Annotated in this window: 17 protein-coding genes, 2 pseudogenes and 1 riboswitch; of the genes and pseudogenes, 12 read left to right on the top strand and 7 right to left on the bottom strand. The window is 41.9% G+C overall.

Translation table 11 applies throughout. From position 1 onward, the window contains the following. Positions 1–19: 19 nt before the first annotated feature. Positions 20–1,018: a UDP-glucose 4-epimerase GalE gene (gene galE, locus HWX15_RS05800; protein ID WP_175880510.1), complete on the bottom strand. Its 999-nt coding sequence runs from the start codon at positions 1,016–1,018 to the stop codon at positions 20–22. A gap of 293 nt (positions 1,019–1,311) precedes the next feature. Here galE and pepA point away from each other — a divergent pair, with 293 nt between their 5' ends. From pepA to HWX15_RS05840, 8 genes and pseudogenes are all read left to right on the top strand, one after another. Further along, entirely contained in the window at positions 1,312–2,376 is a 1,065-nt protein-coding gene (pepA, locus tag HWX15_RS05805) for a glutamyl aminopeptidase (RefSeq protein ID WP_175880511.1), read from the top strand. 21 nt (positions 2,377–2,397) lie between these two features. Then, positions 2,398–2,694: a bacteriocin immunity family protein gene (locus HWX15_RS05810; RefSeq protein WP_173275308.1), complete on the top strand. Its 297-nt coding sequence runs from the start codon at positions 2,398–2,400 to the stop codon at positions 2,692–2,694. Positions 2,695–3,376: 682 nt separating this feature from the next. Then, the gene (locus HWX15_RS05815; RefSeq protein WP_000655210.1) at positions 3,377–3,820 is read left to right on the top strand and encodes a MarR family winged helix-turn-helix transcriptional regulator; all 444 of its coding nucleotides are present in this window, start codon (positions 3,377–3,379) and stop codon (positions 3,818–3,820) included. Between the two features lie 34 nt (positions 3,821–3,854). After that, positions 3,855–4,046 (top strand): annotated as a pseudogene (locus HWX15_RS05820) (nuclear transport factor 2 family protein); the annotation flags it as partial. Positions 4,047–4,060: 14 nt separating this feature from the next. Further along, a complete protein-coding gene (locus tag HWX15_RS05825) occupies positions 4,061–4,789 on the top strand; it encodes an ATP-binding cassette domain-containing protein (protein WP_175880513.1) in 729 nt (242 codons plus the stop codon). Continuing rightward, positions 4,782–6,302, top strand: coding sequence for an ABC transporter permease/substrate-binding protein (locus HWX15_RS05830; RefSeq protein WP_175880514.1), 1,521 nt, complete (start codon positions 4,782–4,784; stop codon positions 6,300–6,302). Before HWX15_RS05825 ends, HWX15_RS05830 begins: the two co-directional genes overlap by 8 nt. Before the next feature lie 330 nt (positions 6,303–6,632). Beyond that, a complete protein-coding gene (gene pnuC, locus HWX15_RS05835; protein WP_175880728.1) occupies positions 6,633–7,424 on the top strand; it encodes a nicotinamide riboside transporter PnuC in 792 nt (263 codons plus the stop codon). 408 nt (positions 7,425–7,832) lie between these two features. Then, entirely contained in the window at positions 7,833–8,417 is a 585-nt protein-coding gene (locus HWX15_RS05840; RefSeq protein WP_175880515.1) for a TMEM175 family protein, read from the top strand. A gap of 37 nt (positions 8,418–8,454) precedes the next feature. Here HWX15_RS05840 and HWX15_RS05845 read toward each other — a convergent pair whose 3' ends face one another. After that, positions 8,455–8,991 (bottom strand): TetR/AcrR family transcriptional regulator, encoded by a 537-nt coding sequence (locus HWX15_RS05845; protein WP_175880516.1) that lies wholly within the window; start codon positions 8,989–8,991, stop codon positions 8,455–8,457. Positions 8,992–9,123: 132 nt separating this feature from the next. On the opposite strand from HWX15_RS05845, the gene HWX15_RS05850 reads away from it, so the two are divergent. Further along, positions 9,124–9,981 (top strand): cation diffusion facilitator family transporter, encoded by an 858-nt coding sequence (locus HWX15_RS05850; RefSeq protein ID WP_175880517.1) that lies wholly within the window; start codon positions 9,124–9,126, stop codon positions 9,979–9,981. A gap of 61 nt (positions 9,982–10,042) precedes the next feature. Here HWX15_RS05850 and galR read toward each other — a convergent pair whose 3' ends face one another. Continuing rightward, the gene (gene galR, locus HWX15_RS05855) at positions 10,043–11,047 is read right to left on the bottom strand and encodes a DNA-binding transcriptional regulator GalR (RefSeq protein WP_175880518.1); all 1,005 of its coding nucleotides are present in this window, start codon (positions 11,045–11,047) and stop codon (positions 10,043–10,045) included. A 164-nt stretch (positions 11,048–11,211) separates the two neighbouring features. Between galR and HWX15_RS05860 the strand changes: the two genes are divergently transcribed. The 3 genes from HWX15_RS05860 (at position 11,212) to HWX15_RS05870 (ending at position 14,364) form a co-directional block, all read left to right on the top strand. Beyond that, positions 11,212–12,390 (top strand): galactokinase, encoded by a 1,179-nt coding sequence (locus HWX15_RS05860; RefSeq protein ID WP_175880519.1) that lies wholly within the window; start codon positions 11,212–11,214, stop codon positions 12,388–12,390. 18 nt (positions 12,391–12,408) lie between these two features. Beyond that, a complete protein-coding gene (locus HWX15_RS05865) occupies positions 12,409–13,890 on the top strand; it encodes a UDP-glucose--hexose-1-phosphate uridylyltransferase (RefSeq protein ID WP_175880520.1) in 1,482 nt (493 codons plus the stop codon). A 69-nt stretch (positions 13,891–13,959) separates the two neighbouring features. Continuing rightward, the gene (locus HWX15_RS05870) at positions 13,960–14,364 is read left to right on the top strand and encodes a PaaI family thioesterase (protein WP_175880521.1); all 405 of its coding nucleotides are present in this window, start codon (positions 13,960–13,962) and stop codon (positions 14,362–14,364) included. Here HWX15_RS05870 and HWX15_RS05875 read toward each other — a convergent pair. The 4 genes and pseudogenes from HWX15_RS05875 to HWX15_RS05890 all read right to left on the bottom strand — a co-directional run bounded on the left by HWX15_RS05875 (position 14,324) and on the right by HWX15_RS05890 (position 18,034). Beyond that, positions 14,324–15,662: pseudogene (locus HWX15_RS05875) on the bottom strand (nucleobase:cation symporter-2 family protein). The gene HWX15_RS05870 and the pseudogene HWX15_RS05875 overlap by 41 nt on opposite strands. After that, a complete protein-coding gene (locus tag HWX15_RS05880; protein ID WP_175880522.1) occupies positions 15,662–16,243 on the bottom strand; it encodes a xanthine phosphoribosyltransferase in 582 nt (193 codons plus the stop codon). Before HWX15_RS05880 ends, HWX15_RS05875 begins: the two are co-directional and overlap by 1 nt. 129 nt (positions 16,244–16,372) lie before the next feature. Beyond that, a riboswitch (purine riboswitch) is annotated at positions 16,373–16,468 on the bottom strand. Between the two features lie 340 nt (positions 16,469–16,808). After that, the gene (locus HWX15_RS05885; protein ID WP_175880523.1) at positions 16,809–17,195 is read right to left on the bottom strand and encodes a bleomycin resistance protein; all 387 of its coding nucleotides are present in this window, start codon (positions 17,193–17,195) and stop codon (positions 16,809–16,811) included. Between the two features lie 11 nt (positions 17,196–17,206). Beyond that, a complete protein-coding gene (locus HWX15_RS05890; protein ID WP_175880524.1) occupies positions 17,207–18,034 on the bottom strand; it encodes an exodeoxyribonuclease III in 828 nt (275 codons plus the stop codon). Positions 18,035–18,109: the final 75 nt, after the last annotated feature.

The raw sequence follows: 18,109 nt of genomic DNA on the forward strand, positions 1-18,109 counted from the left end.
TGATTGATGTTTCTGCTATTTATTCCAAAATGTTTTTGCCTTCTTTAACACGCCAATGATAATCCGATAAAATAATATCTTCAAGGGAGTAGCTAGCCTTCCAATCAAGATATTTTTTAGCTTTTGATGCGTCTGCTAGGACGCTAGCTGGGTCACCAGCACGGCGAGCAACAATTTCGTGTGGTATTTTTTGATTCAGTAATTCTTCAGCAGTTTTAAAGATTTCTTTGACGGTATAGCCTTTTTCAGTTCCTAAGTTAAAGATTTGAGAAGAACTGTTTTCTTGAAATAGGTAGTTCATTCCTTTAACATGAGCCTGTGCAAGATCCAAGACATGAATGTAATCTCGAATACATGAACCATCACGTGTATCGTAGTCATCTCCAAATATTTTCAGACTATCATTTTGTCCCAATGCGGTCTTGTTGATATTTGGAATGATATGAGTTGGATTTTTCACACGCAGACCGTTTGAAGCATCCATTTCAGCCCCAGCTACATTAAAGTAACGGAAAATGACATATTTCCAATCGTAGCGATTGGCCATCCAGTAAATCATTCGTTCACCCATCAATTTTGTCTCTGCATAAGGGTTGACAGGGTCGAGCAGAGTATCTTCAGTTGCAGGCTTGTCAATACAGTTATTACCATAGAGGGAAGCAGTCGAAGAGAACATGATTTTTTGAATGCCAACTTCAGATAAGACTTTGAGAACTTGATTCATACCAGCAACATTGGCAGTGAAGTATTTGCTTGGATTTTCAATACTTTCGCTCACAACAATTTCACCCGCACAATGGAGAACAGCATCAATCTGATTTTCTTCCAAATAAGATTTTAAGGCGCTAGCATCATAAACATCCAGTTCTTTAAAGCTAGCACGACTATCTACAGCCGCTCGATTTCCTGTAGAGAGATTATCGAGGACATGTACCTGATAGCCAGCATTTAAAAGAGCTTTAACGGTATGGGAGCCAATGTAGCCAGCCCCACCTGTAACAAGAATTGTTTTGGTCATGATTTTTTCCTTTTCTAATTTTGTACTATTTTAAAGAAAGAAGAAGGGAAAGTCAACTATTTTCTGTGAATTCCATGAAAAACTGAACAAATATAGCATTGAATTGTTTTTTGTTTGGGAATTAAGAGTTGGGTTAATCTTGGAATAGTTCTTAGATTTTACCTCACATGCAAGAAAATACAAGCTTTTTTCTAAGATAGAGCAGGACTAAGATACTAATTTAGAAATCCACCTTCCCGCTATCCTTCTCCTATAAAAAGTGGTAAAATGGATGAAAGAAAGAAGGAACTGAAATGACAACATTATTTTCAAAAATCAAAGAAGTAACAGAACTTGCTGCGATCTCAGGTCATGAAGCACCTGTCCGCGCTTATCTTCGTGAAAAGTTGACACCGCACGTGGATGAAGTGGTGACAGATGGCTTGGGTGGTATTTTTGGTATCAAACATTCAGAAGCTGCAGATGCACCGCGCGTCTTGGTCGCTTCTCATATGGACGAAGTTGGTTTTATGGTCAGCGAGATCAAGCCAGACGGTACCTTCCGTGTCGTAGAAATCGGTGGCTGGAACCCTATGGTAGTCAGCAGCCAACGTTTCAAACTCTTGACTCGTGATGGTCGTGAAATTCCAGTGATTTCGGGTTCTGTTCCGCCACATTTGACTCGTGGAAAGGGTGGACCAACTATGCCAGCTATTGCAGATATCGTCTTTGATGGTGGTTTTGTAGATAAGGCTGAGGCAGAAAGTTTTGGCCTCCGTCCTGGTGACACCATCGTACCAGATAGTTCTGCAATCTTGACAGCCAATGAAAAAAATATCATCTCAAAAGCTTGGGACAATCGCTATGGAGTTCTCATGGTGAGCGAGTTGGCAGAAGCTCTGTCAGGTCAAAAACTTGGCAATGAACTCTATCTGGGTTCTAACGTCCAAGAAGAAGTTGGTCTCCGCGGTGCTCATACTTCCACAACTAAGTTTGACCCAGAAGTCTTCCTAGCAGTTGATTGCTCCCCAGCAGGTGATGTCTACGGTGGTCAAGGCAAGATTGGAGATGGAACCTTGATTCGTTTCTACGATCCAGGTCACTTGCTTCTCCCAGGGATGAAGGATTTTCTTTTGACAACGGCTGAAGAAGCTGGTATCAAGTACCAATACTACTGTGGTAAAGGCGGAACGGATGCTGGCGCAGCTCATCTGAAAAATGGTGGTGTCCCATCTACAACAATCGGTGTTTGCGCTCGTTATATCCATTCTCACCAAACCCTCTATGCAATGGATGACTTCCTAGAAGCGCAAGCTTTCTTGCAAGCCTTGGTGAAGAAATTGGATCGTTCAACAGTTGATTTGATTAAAAATTATTAAACCATAAGGGAGGTGGTAGGGATGGTAGAACCAAACCTAGAAAGCCTTATAAAAGATCTTTACAATCATGCTCGAGATGATTTGAGTGAAGATTTAGTTGCTGCTCTCCTAGAGACTGCTAAAAAACTGCCTACTACAAATGAGCAATTGCTGGCAGTTCGTCTCTCAGGACTGGTCAATCGTGAATTGCTCAAGAATCCCAGACATCCGGCACCTGAGTTGCTCAACTTGGCTCGCTTTATTAAAAGAGAAGAAGCCAAGTACAGAGGAACCGCAGCTTCTGCGCTTATGTATGGGGAGATTTTTAAAATGCTTTGATTCCATTGTGGATCAAAGCATTTTTTGTAAGACCTATCTCGTGAGCGTTCAAATAGTAGTAACAAGGAATCATGAGAAGTCAGCCGAGACCATAGTAGTGAAGAAACTTCTGTAATGGAAGTGGAGCGAAGTGAGGAATCGTCAAACGGTAGGGGATAGGCTGTTTGAAGGGTGCTACGAAAAAGATAGGGCAAGGTGAAATTATAGCGGAATGAAATAAGATATGAACAAATTGATTAGGAAGATCAAATGAATTTATAGAAATATTTTAGCAGTCATAGCGTCCTATTCCAGTTTCAAAATGTTATAAATACGAACAAATTGATTGGGAAATTCAAATCGCTTTCTATCAATGTTTTAGAAGATACAGTGCCCTAGTCTAACTTCAATATACTATAAAAGAACAGATGGAAGCAATTATGATTTACTTCTATCTTTAAAATAAATGGTCTGATAGGAAAAATGTGTCCCCTCATAAAATATAGGATAGTACAGATGGAAGGCTTTTGTAGACTGGAGGACGAAGGAGTTTAGAAACTCTCGTTAAAAGTTAGTTGAGCCGGAGTATGGTGGTGTGAATCATTAACAAAAATTATTTCTACATCGAAATAGTTGACAATTAGAATGATAAGTATTATAATGTTCTTTATTCGTATCGATATAGAAATAAATTGGAGGTGCTATGAAAGATAGTCATTTGCTAGCCCATCATATTCGTTTGTTGAACGGGCGGATTTTTCAAAAGCTACTGACCCAAGATCCTGAGGCTCTTTATAGGGGTGAACAGGGCAAGATTTTAGCGGTTTTATGGAATAGTAAAACTGGCTGCGCAACTGCGACAGATATTGCTCTGGCAACTGGGCTTGCGAATAATACGCTGACTACTATGATTAAAAAGCTAGAGGAACAAAAGCTTGTAATTGTTAGTCCATGTGGAAAAGACAAGCGTAAGAAGTATTTAGTTTTAACGGAGTTGGGCAAGTCCCAGAAAGAAGTGGGGCATCGTGTCAGTCAGAAATTGGATACGATTTTTTACAAAGGATTTTCAGAGGAAGAAATTCGGCAATTTGAAGCCTTTCAAGAAAGAATTTTGGCAAATCTGAAAGAGAAGGCAAATGAGGATTAAAATAGATCAAATTAGCTGTTTATAAGTAAAGGCCACTTTTGACTTTGTTTTCCAACTCTTAGGACAAGGAAATTATGTGGCTAGCTATGGTCAGACTCAGATTGATGGCCTTGCTTTTGCCCAGTACGATATCTTCCGTTTAGAGAACGGGAAAATTGTGGAGCATTGGGACAATAAGGAAGTCATGCCCAAGGTAGAAGACTTGATCAATCGAGGGAAGTTTTAAATTGAGGATACAGAATGATTGAATACAAAAATGTAGCGCTACGCTACACAGAAAAAGATGTTTTGAGAGATGTCAATTTACGAATTGAGAATGGCGAGTTTATGGTTTTAGTTGGGCCATCTGGCTCAGGTAAGACGACCATGATCAAGATGATTAACCGTCTCTTGGAGCCAACTGATGGAAATATTTATATGGATGACAAGCGCATCAAAGATTATGATGAGCGTGAACTTCGTCTGTCTACTGGTTATGTTTTACAGGCCATTGCTCTCTTTCCCAATCTAACGGTTGCAGAAAATATTGCCCTGATTCCTGAAATGAAGGGCTGGACTAAGGAAGAAATTGCTCAGAAAACTGAAGAGCTTTTGGCTAAGGTTGGTTTACCAGTAGCCGAGTATGGGCATCGTTTACCTAGTGAATTATCTGGTGGAGAACAGCAACGGGTCGGTATTGTCCGAGCTATGATTGGTCAGCCTAAGATTCTCCTCATGGATGAGCCTTTTTCAGCCTTGGATGCTATTTCGAGAAAACAGTTGCAGGTTCTGACGAAAGAATTGCATAAAGAGTTTGGAATGACAACGATTTTTGTGACCCATGATACGGATGAAGCCTTGAAATTGGCGGACCGTATTGCTGTTTTGCAGGATGGAGAGATTCGTCAGGTGGCGAATCCCGAGACCATTTTAAAAGCTCCTGCCACAGAATTTGTAGCAGACTTGTTTGGAGGTAGTGTTCATGACTAATTTAATTGCAACTTTTCAGGATCGTTTTAGTGATTGGTTGACAGCTCTATCTCAACATTTGCAGTTGTCACTTTTGACCCTGTTACTAGCTATTTTTATCGCGATTCCCTTGGCTGTTTCTCTTCGCTATCATGAGAAGTTGGCGGATTGGGTCTTGCAGATTGCAGGGATTTTCCAGACCATCCCGTCACTGGCCTTGTTGGGGCTCTTTATTCCCTTGATGGGAATTGGAACCTTGCCGGCTTTGACAGCACTAGTGATTTATGCGATCTTTCCGATTTTACAAAATACCATCACTGGGCTCAAGGGAATTGATCCGAGTCTGCAAGAGGCTGGGATTGCCTTTGGGATGACTAGGTGGGAGCGTCTCAAGAAGTTTGAAATTCCACTTGCTATGCCGGTTATCATGTCTGGGATTCGGACGGCAGCTGTTTTGATTATCGGTACGGCAACCTTGGCGGCCTTGATTGGTGCAGGGGGACTGGGTTCCTTTATCCTTTTGGGAATTGACCGTAATAATGCCAGTCTAATTTTGATTGGGGCACTTTCTTCTGCAGTGCTTGCCATTGCCTTTAACTTCCTACTAAAAGTGATGGAAAAAGCAAAATTGCGGACGATTTTTTCTGGTTTTGCCTTGGTGACCTTATTGCTAGGTCTGTCTTATAGTCCAGCCCTCTTAGCTCAAAAAGAGAAAGAAAACTTGGTTATTGCTGGAAAATTGGGTCCAGAACCAGAAATTTTGGCCAATATGTATAAATTGCTGATTGAAGAAAATACCAGTATGACTGCGACTGTTAAACCAAATTTTGGGAAAACAAGCTTCCTCTATGAAGCTTTGAAAAAAGGTGATATTGACATCTATCCTGAATTTACCGGTACGGTGACTGAAAGTTTGCTGCAACCATCACCTAAAGTGAGTCATGAGCCAGAGCAGGTTTATAATGTGGCGCGTGATGGCATTGCCAAACAGGATCATCTAGCCTATCTCAAACCCATGTCTTATCAAAATACCTACGCTGTAGCTGTTCCGAAAAAGATTGCTCAGGAATACGGCTTGAAGACCATTTCGGACTTGAAAAAAGTGGAAGGGCAATTGAAGGCAGGCTTTACACTTGAGTTTAATGACCGTGAAGATGGAAATAAGGGCTTGCAGTCAATGTATGGTCTCAATCTCAATGTGGCGACCATGGAACCAGCCCTTCGCTATCAGGCAATTCAGTCAGGCGATATTCAAATTACGGACGCCTATTCGACTGATGCGGAATTGGAGCGTTATGATTTGCAGGTCTTGGAAGATGACAGGCAACTCTTCCCACCTTATCAAGGGGCTCCACTCATGAAAGAAGCTCTTCTCAAGAAACACCCAGAGTTGGAAAGAGTTCTCAATAAATTGGCTGGTAAGATTACAGAAAGCCAGATGAGCCAGCTCAACTACCAAGTCGGTGTTGAAGGCAAGTCAGCAGAACAAGTAGCCAAGGAGTTTCTACAAGAACAAGGTTTGTTGAAGAAATAGCTTGAAAAGCTAAACTCAACTTGGTTAAACGACTATATAGAAGAAAGCTCAGACAATGTCGTCTGGGCTTTTTTGATGTGAGAATTACTGAATGTCACTTAAAATAGAAAGAAAGAGAAAATTTTCAGGAATTTCTAATTTTTACTGTAAAGACACTTGGCTATTCATAAAATAGGTGTATAATGTGTTGTGAACTATTTAACATATAAGGATTTTCAGCTCATGTCGACTAAGGTTAGAAATCTTGTGTATAGACAGTTCATTATCTAATAGAGCGTTGCGTCCGAAAGTCTATCCAGACACGGCTCTTTAAAAACAAAAGGAGAAATGATGCATACTTATTTGCAAAAGAAAATTGAAAATATCAAAACAACCCTAGGTGAAATGTCAGGTGGTTACCGCCGTATGGTTACGGCTATGGCTGATTTAGGATTTTCAGGGACTATGAAGGCTATTTGGAATGACCTCTTTGCCCATCGTAGTTTTGCCCAGTGGCTTTATTTGTTGGTTTTAGGAAGTTTTACTCTCTGGCTGGAATTGATTTATGAACACCGTATTGTTGACTGGATTGGGATGATTTGTAGCCTAACTGGGATTATCTGTGTTATCTTTGTATCGGAAGGTCGGGCAAGTAATTATCTTTTTGGCTTGATTAACTCTATTATTTACCTTATTTTGGCCCTACAGAAAGGCTTTTATGGTGAGGTACTGACGACACTTTACTTCACAGTCATGCAGCCAATTGGACTTCTAGTTTGGATTTATCAGGCACAGTTTAAGAAGGAAAAACAGGAGTTTGTCGCACGTAAACTGGATGGCAAGAGTTGGACAAAGTATCTTTCCATTAGTGTTCTTTGGTGGTTGGCCTTTGGTTTTATTTATCAGTCTATTGGTGCTAATCGTCCTTATCGCGATTCCATCACTGATGCGACCAATGGGGTAGGGCAAATCCTCATGACAGCTGTTTACCGTGAACAATGGATATTCTGGGCAGCTACCAATGTCTTTTCTATCTATCTCTGGTGGGGAGAAAGCCTGCAAATTCAAGGGAAATATCTAATTTATCTCATTAACAGTCTAGTTGGTTGGTATCAATGGAGCAAGGCAGCAAAGAGTGCTTAAAAAGTAAAAAAGGATCGGATGATCCTTTTTTGTGTTAGAGCAAAATGAATAATACCATAATGATAATAGCTCTCGTTATACGAACGATGTGGTGCGATATATGTTGGTTTTTTTCTGTTTGTCATTCCCATAGGCTCCGTAGCAAATCACCCCACAGCCAACCAGCCAAAGAGATAGTACAACAAGCGGCAAAAGGAAGTATAGGATGAGAGATAAGGTCGCAAGGCTACTTCCGATAAGGAGAAGCCGATTTCCTAATTGTTAAATGAAGTGATATACTTGGAGGATATGAATCAAATCTATTTTGCTCTTCCGAGTTTAATTTTTTATCAAAACATGCTATACTGTAGCATAGAAATAAACGATCACTTATTAACGAAGTATAGTGAGAGTTGAAAGGATTGGAAAATGAATAAACAACCGCAAATCATGGAAAAAGAACGTTTGGGGGCTTTTATAGATGCAGTTTTAGCCATCGTTATGACTATCTTGGTGCTTGAGTTGGAAAAACCGAACACATTTGATGTACAAGGATTATGGGAGCTTCGAACAAATTTTCTCGCCTACGCCATCTCTTTCTTTTGGCTAGGAGCTATGTGGGCCAATATTCACGCTGCCTCCCACCTTATTCAAAAAATCAGTCAAAAAACGGTTTGGGCTACCATTGTTATGCTTTTTTTCTCTTCTCTCTTTCCCTATGCGACACAGCTCATAGCGACTCATTTTACGAATGGGACTATGCAGGCCTTTTACGGAGTCATCGTCCTACTGATTACTTTTTCAGTCTTATGGTATTATCGTACGCTTGAGGAGGTAAATGATAGTGCAGAAATGTATGGGTTGAATGCAGATCGCCAAAATTGGTTGATCTGGGACATTGGCATTAAGATTCTTGGATTAATCTTGTCCCTAACGATTTTCCCCGCAGGAGTTGGGATTTCAGTCCTAGTGACCCTTCTATTTATTGTCATTCCTAAACAATTTAATCCATAAAACGTCAAAGCGAGCCCTTTTGGACTCGTTTTGACGTTTAATTATAGACATGTAGGATTTCCAAATAAAATTGGACCACTTCTTGTTCGCTATAGGATTTGCCTTTTTTCAACCACCAGCTGAGGGTTTCAATGAAGTGGCTGACGACTAGGTGTTTGAGATAGGATGACGGAATCTTGGGATGAACTGTTTGCAAGTCTTGGACGACCATCGGGTAGACATGATGTTTGAGCTCTTTTTGCAGTTGGCGGAGAAAGTAGTCGTTTTTTGATAAGAGAAGACTGGTAATATGGTCTTGATTTTTCTTAAAATGCAAAAAGATATGCGCCAAATAATCCTCTGTTGAGAGATGCTTTTCACGTTCAAAGAGGTGATGGAAGAGATGGCGGCAAAGCTCGTCCAGAAGTAGTTCCTTACTCTCATAGTGACAGTAAAAGGTGGAACGTCCTACATCTGCGAGATCAATGATATCCTGAACTGTAGTGGCTTCGTACCCCTTATCGTTCAAAAGTTGTAGAAAAGCTTGATAGATGGCTTTTTTGGTTTTGCTGATACGGCGGTCAATGTTAGTCATATGGACACTTGAGGCAAATTGTTCAGAACTGAATAAAGCTGACGTTTTGCTTCTATCCTTTCTTTGAATTTTAGTGGATAATGATAATGAACAAGGTGTTCATAAAATTATTATAACAAAGGAATGAGAAAGATGAAGGCAAAATATACTGTTTGGGTAGCTTTTTTCTTAAATTTAAGCTATGCCATTGTTGAGTTTATCGCAGGAGGAATCTTTGGTTCGAGTGCTGTTCTTGCTGATTCTGTCCATGACTTGGGAGATGCTATAGCCATTGGCATATCGGCCTTTTTAGAAACAATCTCTAATCGTGAAGAAGACAGCCACTATACCTTGGGCTACAAGCGTTTTAGCCTTTTAGGGGCCATGGTAACGGCTGTGATTCTTATGACAGGGTCCGTTTTGGTCATTTTGGAAAATATAGCGAAAATCTTTCATCCACAACCGATCAATGATGAGGGGATTCTCTGGTTAGGAATTATTGCGATTACTATCAATGTGCTAGCGAGTCTCGTCATTCGCAAAGGACAAACCAAGAACGAATCCATTCTCAGCCTGCACTTTCTGGAAGATACCTTGGGTTGGGTGACTGTCATCCTGATGGCCATTGTTCTTCGATTTACCGATTGGTATATCTTGGATCCGCTCTTGTCTCTTGTTATTTCCTTCTTTATTCTGTCAAAAGCCCTTCCACGTTTTTGGAGAACGCTCAAGATATTCCTCGATGCAGTGCCAGAAGGAGTAGATATCCAGAAGATCAAGACGGATTTAGCAGAATTGGACCATGTCGCTAGTATCAATCAGCTTAATCTCTGGACTATGGATGGTTTGGAAAAAAATGCCATTGTCCATGTTTGTTTAAAAGAGATGGAGCATATGGAAACTTGTAAAGAATCTATTCGAATTTTCCTCAAAGATTGTGGCTTTCAAAATATTACCATTGAAGTTGATGCAGACCTAGAAAGTCACCAAGCACATAAGCGAAAGGTGTGAGTTGGAGCGGAATCATAGAGATTATTAGAGAAACAGCCTTGCTAGAGGTCGTTTTGTAATCCTAATCATTCTTTGTACTCTCTCTCAATGTCAGTCTGGTTCCCAGCATGGTCAGGCTAGGTATTTTCCGACCGTGGAGGACTTCCTTATTAAGAATATCCATACCTGCTCGGCCCATTTCTTCGGTATAGACGGTGATGCTGGAGAGGGGAGGATAGACTTGCTTGGTCAGGCTGGTGTCGTTAAAGGAAATAAGACTGACGCGGTCTGGCAGGGTGATTCCAGCTTCTTGGAGGGCACGGAGGGCACCAATAGCTAAACTATCGCTGGCTGCGAAAAATGCTGTCGGCAGTTGGTCTCCCAAGCTTTGAATGGCCTCCTTCATCAAGTTATAGCCAGACTGGGCAGTAAAGCTTCCTTGAAAGACCAGTTCATCATGATAGATTCCTTTTGTTTGACTGTAGTTTCTAAAATTTTCCAGTCGCTTATCCTCAATGATTTCTTCTTGGTCGGTTGTTTCCTCAAGGCCTGTTAGAATCCCGATATGGTCCATCCCTTGGCTGAGAAAATAATCGACAACCTGTTTCATGGCAGTGTAAAAGTCCGTGATAATGCAGGTATGTCCCAGGAAAAGTGTATCGCTGTCTAGAAATACAAGAGGCTTTTGGTATTCTTCAAAGGCAGAAATCTGAGCTCGGCTAAATTTTCCGATGCAGAGAATCCCAATCACTTCTTCGCTTAGGGTAAAAGGATGGTCATTAAAATAGCGCAAGATATCGTAGTCCAACTCTTGGGCTCTTTTTTCTATGCCTAGGCGAATCTGGTAGTAGTAGAGGTCGTCTAGCTCCCCTTGTTCGCTGACCCATTGAATAATGGCAATCTTTTGCTTGGGCTTATGGGACTCGCCTGTTTTGAGGTGCTTGGTGTAGCCTAGCTCTTCAGCAACAGTTAAAATACGGTGTCTGGTTTCTTCTGTAACAGATAGGCTCTGGTCGCGATTGAGGACGCGGGATACGGTCGCGATAGAGACAGAGGCTAGCTGTGCAATGTCTTTTAAGGTAGCCATAAATCCTCCTTCTTTAAGGTTAGTATATCATATTTTTCTGCTTTTTACTGATAGTTTAGTAAAATTTTAGTAAAAAGGATTGACCTTAGGAAATCCCTTGGATACAATAGAAGAAAACGATTACACGTTAAGGTGACTTAACGGACAGTCAAAGGAGAAATCATATGACACAACATCTTACTGCAGAAGCTCTTCGTAAAGACTTTCTTGCTGTTTTTGGTCAAGAAGCAGACCAAACATTCTTTTCACCAGGTCGTATCAACTTGATTGGTGAGCACACAGACTATAATGGTGGACATGTATTTCCAGCAGCTATTTCCTTAGGAACTTATGGGGCTGCTCGTAAGCGTGACGACCAAGTTTTACGTTTCTACTCAGCTAACTTTGAGGACAAGGGCATTATCGAAGTGCCTCTCGCTGACCTCAAATTTGAAAAAGAGCACAACTGGACCAACTATCCAAAAGGGGTTCTTCATTTCTTGCAAGAAGCTGGGCACGTGATTGATAAAGGTTTTGATTTTTATGTTTATGGGAATATCCCAAATGGTGCTGGCCTGTCTTCTTCAGCATCCTTGGAACTTTTGACAGGGGTCGTGGCAGAGCATCTCTTTGATTTAAAACTAGAGCGTCTCGATTTGGTTAAAATCGGAAAACAAACAGAAAATAACTTTATCGGAGTAAATTCTGGCATTATGGACCAGTTTGCTATCGGTATGGGGGCTGACCAACGTGCTATTTACTTAGATACCAATACTTTAGAATACGACTTGGTGCCACTTGATTTGAAGGACAATGTCGTTGTTATCATGAACACCAATAAACGTCGTGAATTGGCGGACTCTAAATACAATGAACGTCGTGCTGAGTGTGAAAAAGCAGTGGAAGAATTGCAAGCAGCTTTGGATATTCAGACCTTGGGTGAATTGGATGAGTGGGCCTTTGACCAATACAGCTATCTGATTAAAGATGAAAATCGTTTGAAACGTGCTCGCCATGCTGTGCTTGAAAACCAACGTACCCTCAAAGCTCAAGCAACCCTTCGAGCAGGTGATTTGGAAACATTCGGTCGTTTGATGAATGCGTCACACGTTTCTCTAGAGCATGACTATGAAGTAACTGGTTTGGAATTGGATACTCTTGTTCACACAGCTTGGGCACAAGAAGGAGTTCTCGGTGCTCGTATGACAGGGGCAGGTTTTGGCGGATGTGCCATTGCCTTGGTGCAAAAAGATACAGTTGAGGCCTTTAAGGAAGCTGTTGGCAAACACTACGAGGAAGTAGTTGGCTACGCTCCAAGCTTCTATATCGCTGAAGTTGCAGGTGGCACTCGCGTCCTTGACTAGTCAAAAGGAGGCTCTATAGTGACCTTAGTAGATAAATTTGTAACACACGTCATTGCAGAAAGTACCTTTGAGGAAATGGATCGAATCTACCTGACCAATCGTGTCTTGGCACGAGTGGGAGATGGTGTTTTGGAAGTTGAGACCAATCTGGATAAATTGATTGACCTCAAGGACCAGTTGGTTGAGGAAGCCGTTCGATTAGAGACGATTGAGGATAATCAGACTGCACGTGAAATCCTTGGTGCTGAACTGATGGACTTGGTGACCCCTTATCCGAGTCAGGTCAATCGTGACTTTTGGACAACCTATGCCCAATCTCCTGAGCAAGCGATAGCGGATTTCTACCAACTCAGTCAGAAGAATGACTACATCAAACTCAAGGCCATTGCTAAAAATATCGCTTATCGTGTTCCATCTGATTACGGTGAACTTGAAATTACCATCAATCTCTCTAAGCCTGAAAAGGATCCCAAAGAGATTGCGGCAGCCAAGTTGGTACAAGCCAGCAATTATCCTCAGTGTCAGCTTTGTCTAGAGAATGAGGGCTACCATGGTCGAGTTAACCACCCAGCTCGCAGCAACCACCGTATTATCCGTTTTGAAATGGCTGGTCAGGAGTGGGGCTTCCAGTATTCGCCCTATGCTTATTTTAATGAGCATTGTATCTTTTTAGATGGCCAGCATCGTCCCATGGCCATTAGTCGTCAGAGCTTTGAACGTCTGCTGGCTATTGTAGAGCAGTTTCCAGGATATTTTGCTGGCTCTAATGCCGACTTGCCGATTGTGGGAGGCTCTATTCTAACTCATGACCACTATCAGGGAGGCCGTCACGTATTTCCTATGGAATCGGCTCCCTTGCAAAAGACTTTCTCTTTCACTGGTTTTGAGCAGGTCAAGGCTGGAATTGTCAAGTGGCCCATGTCAGTGCTACGTTTGACTTCGGATTACAAAGAGGATTTGATCAACTTGGCTGACAAGATTTTGCAGGAATGGCGTCAGTATTCAGATCCTAGTGTGCAGATTTTGGCAGAAAGTAATGGAACACCGCATCACACCATCACACCGATTGCCCGTAAACGCGATGGCCAGTTTGAGTTGGACTTGGTCTTGAGAGACAATCAGACTTCTGCAGAACATCCTGATGGCATCTATCATCCGCATCAAGATGTCCAACATATCAAGAAGGAAAATATCGGCTTGATTGAGGTCATGGGCTTGGCTATTTTACCACCTCGTCTGAAAGAAGAAGTAGAGCAAGTCGCAAGCTATCTCGTGGGAGAAGGGGAGACAGTTGCCGATTATCATCAGGAATGGGCAGACCAGCTCAAAGCCCACCATCCAGATTTAGTGGATAAAGAAAAAGCTCTTGAAATCGTCAAGGACTCTGTGGGTACTATCTTTGCGCGTGTACTTGAGTATGCAGGTGTCTACAAGCAAACAGAACAGGGACAGGCAGCCTTTATGCGCTTTGTAGAACAGGTCGGAATCTTACCAGACTAGGAGCTTTATCCTTGCACAGTACTATAAAAAGTAGTATCATAGTGTCGTTTGAAATATCAGGAGGAAATGATGAAAGATTTTCACTTTGATGCTATATCAGCTTTTGAAAATTATGAAATTAAAGAGATGAAAGATGGTCACGTTGTGGTGACCACAAAAGTAGTGGACTCGTCGCTCAACTACTATGGCTATGCCCACGGTGGCTATCTCTTTACCCTTTGCGACCAGATTAGTGGTTTGGTGCTCATCTCGCTAGGATTAGACGTAGTGACGCTTCAATCCTCTATCAACTATCTCAAGGCAGGCAAACTTGATGATGTATTGACAATAAAAGGAGAATGTGTCCATCAAGGTCGCACAACCTGTGTAGTAGATGTCGATATCACCAATCAAGAAGGCAGAAATGTCTGCAAAGCAACCTTTACCATGTTTGTCACAGGCCAGCGGTCAGAAGAAAGACAGGTAAGGATATAAAGAAACAAAAAAGAGGTCCGCACCTCTTTTTCTTATTATTTCTTTTTACGATTCAGTATTGCATTGAGGACAATGGCGAGTAGGCTAGCTACGACGATTCCGTTTGAGAAGAACATTTGGAAGGCTGTCGGCATGCTGACAAAGAGATTACTGTTATTTAGACCGACACCTGCAGCGATGGATACAGCTGCGATAAGGAAGTTATGTTCATTGTTAGCAAAGTCAACACGAGCGAGAATTTGCATCCCTTGAATAGACACAAAACCAAACATCACCAGCATGGCACCACCGAGGACAGGGCTTGGAATGATTTGGGCAAGGGCACCAAACTTAGGAAGGAGTCCAAGGAGAACCAGGAAACCAGCTGCGTAGTAGATTGGCAGACGAGTCTTGATACCTGATAATTTAACCAAACCAACGTTTTGTGAAAATCCTGTGTACGGGAAGGTATTAAAGATTCCTCCGAGAAGTACGGCCAAACCTTCTGCGCGGTAACCGTTGCGAAGGCGCGTGCTGTCGATTGGGTCTTTCGTGATATCAGACAAGGCTAGGTAAACACCAGTGGATTCAACCATAGACACTGTTGCGATGATACACATCATGACAATAGATGAGATTTCAAAGGTTGGCATTCCAAAGTAGAGTGGAGTTGGGACATGGACAAGTGGTGCTGCCGCAACAGGAGAGAAATCAACCAAGCCCATGCTAGCAGCAATGGCAGTTCCAACAACCAGACCAATCAAAATAGAGATAGACTTGATAAATCCTTTGGTAAAGATGTTAATCAAGAGGATAATCAAAACAGTGATAGCTGCAAGCAAGAGACTTTGACCAGTTGGCTCTGGAACGTTATTTCCCATATTTCCAATAGCGACAGGAATCAAGGTTAAACCAATCGTGGTAATAACAGATCCTGTTACGATAGATGGGAAGAGATTGGCCACTTTTGAGAAGATGCCTGAAACAAGAACCACGTAAATCCCTGATGCAATAAGGGCACCAAACATAGCTCCACTACCATGGCTTTGCCCAATCATAATCAAGGGAGCGACCGACTGAAAGGCGACTCCAAGAACGACTGGGAGTCCAATACCAAAGTATTTGTTGAGTTGGAGTTGAAGGAAGGTTGCCACCCCACACATGAAGATATCTGTAGAAATCAGGTAGGTCAACTGCTCAGCTGAATAGCCAAGGGCAGTCGCAATCATGATGGGAACCAGGATGGATCCTGAGTACATAGCTAGTAAGTGTTGCAAGCCAAGAACGGCTGCTTGCGAATGTTTTTCTTGAGTTTGCATTAGAGATCTGCCTCCTTAAATACGACCTGACCATTTTCAAAACGATCCAAACGAGCGAGTGATAGAACAGGGTAGCCTGCTTTTTCAAGCAAATCACGACCATCTTGGAAAGATTTTTCAATCACAATACCGATAGCTTCGACTGTGGCTCCAGCCTGTTCGATGATTTGAATCAAGCCTTTAGCAGCTTGGCCATTAGCAAGGAAGTCGTCGATAATCAAAACTTTGTCCTCTGGTGAGAGGAATTTTCCAGCGATAGAAACGGTGCTGGTTACTTGCTTGGTAAAGGAGTAAACTTCGGCAGTTAAGATGCCTTCGTTCATAGTGATGTTCTTAGCTTTTTTAGCGAAAATCATGGGAACGTTTAAGGCTTCAGCTGTAAAAATGGCTGGGGCAATACCCGACGCTTCAATGGTCACGACTTTGGTAATACCAGCAGAAGCAAATTTTTCCGCAAAAATTTTACCGATTTCTCGCATCAAGCTAAAGTCAACTTGGTGAGTTAAAAAGGAATCCACCTTGAGGATATTATCACCCAAGATATGCCCATCCTTGAGGATGCGCTCTTCTAATAATTTCATAAGACCTCCTAAAGTCTAAAAGCCAATGCATTTGCTTGTTCCAGATTTCTATCCAGTAAAACGGATAGAAAAAAGACCTACTTAATCTCTAAGTAAGTCCCCAAAATAGGCATGGCAAAAACGGCCATACCTCACTGCTGACTTACTTATTGTTAGGTGTTCCGGCACCTTGTAGAAACGTCGTGCCAATTCACGACATAAACAAGTAAAACGATATTTAATTTCAAATAGGCTTGAGCCAATGTTTTTATTCTACACTAAATAACTTTAGAAATCAAATGTTTTATTAGTGTTTTGAAATAAAAAAACGAACAAATATAATAAAAATGGGTGAAAATTAACTTATTGGCTAACATTTATACTCAATGAAAATCAAAGAGCAAACTAGGAAGCTAGCCGCAGGCTGTACTTGAGTACGGTAAGGCGACGCTGACGTGGTTTGAATTTGATTTTCGAAGAGTATTAGAAGATTTTTTCATCATAAAAGACATATTATCAAGATTTTTCAAGACCTGACAATATGCCTCTTTCTAACTTTAAAGACTTTTTCCCAATCTTTATTGTTCTACTCGCTAAATCTTAAAAAATAGCCATCTGGGTCTAGAACTGCAAATTCATGAGGGTAGATATATTGTTCGCCAACTCGAAATTCTCTTTTAGTCAAAGGACGATGGATAGGATAGTCAGCTTCCAGCAGTTTTTGGTGGAGCTGAGGAACATCTGCAATGCCAAAGGAAATATTGACACCGCGCCCGAAAGGATAGGTCAGCTGAGCTAATTCTTCTGAGCTGCCTTCTTCTAGCATAAGTTGGCAGTCTTCAAGCGAGAGGAAGAGAAATTTCTCCTCTGGACGCTCGTATTCGACAGAGAATCCTAGCAGGTCGCAGTAGAAGTGGCGTGATTTTTCGATGTCAGATACTACAAATTCAGGAATGACAGCTTGATAGTCCATTCGTTTTCTCCTTAGAGTTCAATCTCCAAGACAATCGGTGTATGGTCTTGGCGAGCACCTGAGTCAATCATATCAGACTTGGTCACCTTGTCAGCGATGCGGTTACTTGTGAGCCAGTAGTCGATTCTCCAGCCTGTATTGTTGATTTTAGAAGTCTTGCTGCGCTGTGCCCACCAAGTGTAGCGTTCTGGAACATCGCCATGAATATGGCGGAAGGTGTCGGTAAATCCAGTTGCCAAGAGGTTGGTAAATCCAGCACGTTCCTCGTCTGTAAATCCTGGTGAACGGCGGTTGCTGGCAGGATTTGCAAGGTCGATTTCATTGTGGGCTACATTGTAGTCACCGGTCGCAAGGACTGGTTTTTCTTTGTCTAATTCAGCCAAGTACTCAGCATATTTGACATCCCAGACTTGGCGTTCTTCCAAGCGTTTGAGGCCATCGCCAGCGTTTGGAGTGTAAACTTGCGTTACGAAAAAATCATCAAATTCTAGAGTGATGATACGGCCTTCCAAGTCCATGGTAGAAGGGGCACCGATTTCTGGGAAGCTGATAGTTGGTGTGAGTTCTTTCTTGTAGAGGAACATGGTTCCAGCATAGCCTTTACGGGCAGGTTCTTGAGAAGAGCGCCACGTGTTTTCGTAGCCTGGGAAGAGTTCAGCCAAAATTTCCAAGTGTTTCTTTGTAGGACCCTTGGCAGAAAGCTTGGTTTCTTGGATAGCGATGATATCAGCATTTTCAGCGACCAAGGTTTGTAGGACTTCTTGGGACAATTTTGCGCGAGCTGAGTCACTAGTTAGGGCAGCATTGAGGGAATCAATATTCCATGAGATAAGTTTCATAAAGTTACCTTTTTCATTCAGATTATAGATTTTATTATACCAAAAAAAGGTCTATTTCCCCAACGTATGGTTTGA

It is taken from the genome of Streptococcus thalassemiae (genome assembly GCF_903645285.1).
Lineage (GTDB): Bacteria > Bacillota > Bacilli > Lactobacillales > Streptococcaceae > Streptococcus > Streptococcus thalassemiae.

What these genes read in the sequence shown, in the direction of transcription:
- galE (WP_175880510.1), bottom strand. Translation starts at nt 1,018, where the DNA reads ATGACCAAAACAATTCTTGTTACAGGTGGGGCTGGCTACATTGGCTCC.
- pepA (WP_175880511.1), top strand. Translation starts at nt 1,312, where the DNA reads ATGACAACATTATTTTCAAAAATCAAAGAAGTAACAGAACTTGCTGCG.
- HWX15_RS05810 (WP_173275308.1), top strand. Translation starts at nt 2,398, where the DNA reads ATGGTAGAACCAAACCTAGAAAGCCTTATAAAAGATCTTTACAATCAT.
- HWX15_RS05815 (WP_000655210.1), top strand. Translation starts at nt 3,377, where the DNA reads ATGAAAGATAGTCATTTGCTAGCCCATCATATTCGTTTGTTGAACGGG.
- HWX15_RS05825 (WP_175880513.1), top strand. Translation starts at nt 4,061, where the DNA reads ATGATTGAATACAAAAATGTAGCGCTACGCTACACAGAAAAAGATGTT.
- HWX15_RS05830 (WP_175880514.1), top strand. Translation starts at nt 4,782, where the DNA reads ATGACTAATTTAATTGCAACTTTTCAGGATCGTTTTAGTGATTGGTTG.
- pnuC (WP_175880728.1), top strand. Translation starts at nt 6,633, where the DNA reads ATGCATACTTATTTGCAAAAGAAAATTGAAAATATCAAAACAACCCTA.
- HWX15_RS05840 (WP_175880515.1), top strand. Translation starts at nt 7,833, where the DNA reads ATGAATAAACAACCGCAAATCATGGAAAAAGAACGTTTGGGGGCTTTT.
- HWX15_RS05845 (WP_175880516.1), bottom strand. Translation starts at nt 8,991, where the DNA reads ATGACTAACATTGACCGCCGTATCAGCAAAACCAAAAAAGCCATCTAT.
- HWX15_RS05850 (WP_175880517.1), top strand. Translation starts at nt 9,124, where the DNA reads ATGAAGGCAAAATATACTGTTTGGGTAGCTTTTTTCTTAAATTTAAGC.
- galR (WP_175880518.1), bottom strand. Translation starts at nt 11,047, where the DNA reads ATGGCTACCTTAAAAGACATTGCACAGCTAGCCTCTGTCTCTATCGCG.
- HWX15_RS05860 (WP_175880519.1), top strand. Translation starts at nt 11,212, where the DNA reads ATGACACAACATCTTACTGCAGAAGCTCTTCGTAAAGACTTTCTTGCT.
- HWX15_RS05870 (WP_175880521.1), top strand. Translation starts at nt 13,960, where the DNA reads ATGAAAGATTTTCACTTTGATGCTATATCAGCTTTTGAAAATTATGAA.
- HWX15_RS05880 (WP_175880522.1), bottom strand. Translation starts at nt 16,243, where the DNA reads ATGAAATTATTAGAAGAGCGCATCCTCAAGGATGGGCATATCTTGGGT.
- HWX15_RS05885 (WP_175880523.1), bottom strand. Translation starts at nt 17,195, where the DNA reads ATGGACTATCAAGCTGTCATTCCTGAATTTGTAGTATCTGACATCGAA.
- HWX15_RS05890 (WP_175880524.1), bottom strand. Translation starts at nt 18,034, where the DNA reads ATGAAACTTATCTCATGGAATATTGATTCCCTCAATGCTGCCCTAACT.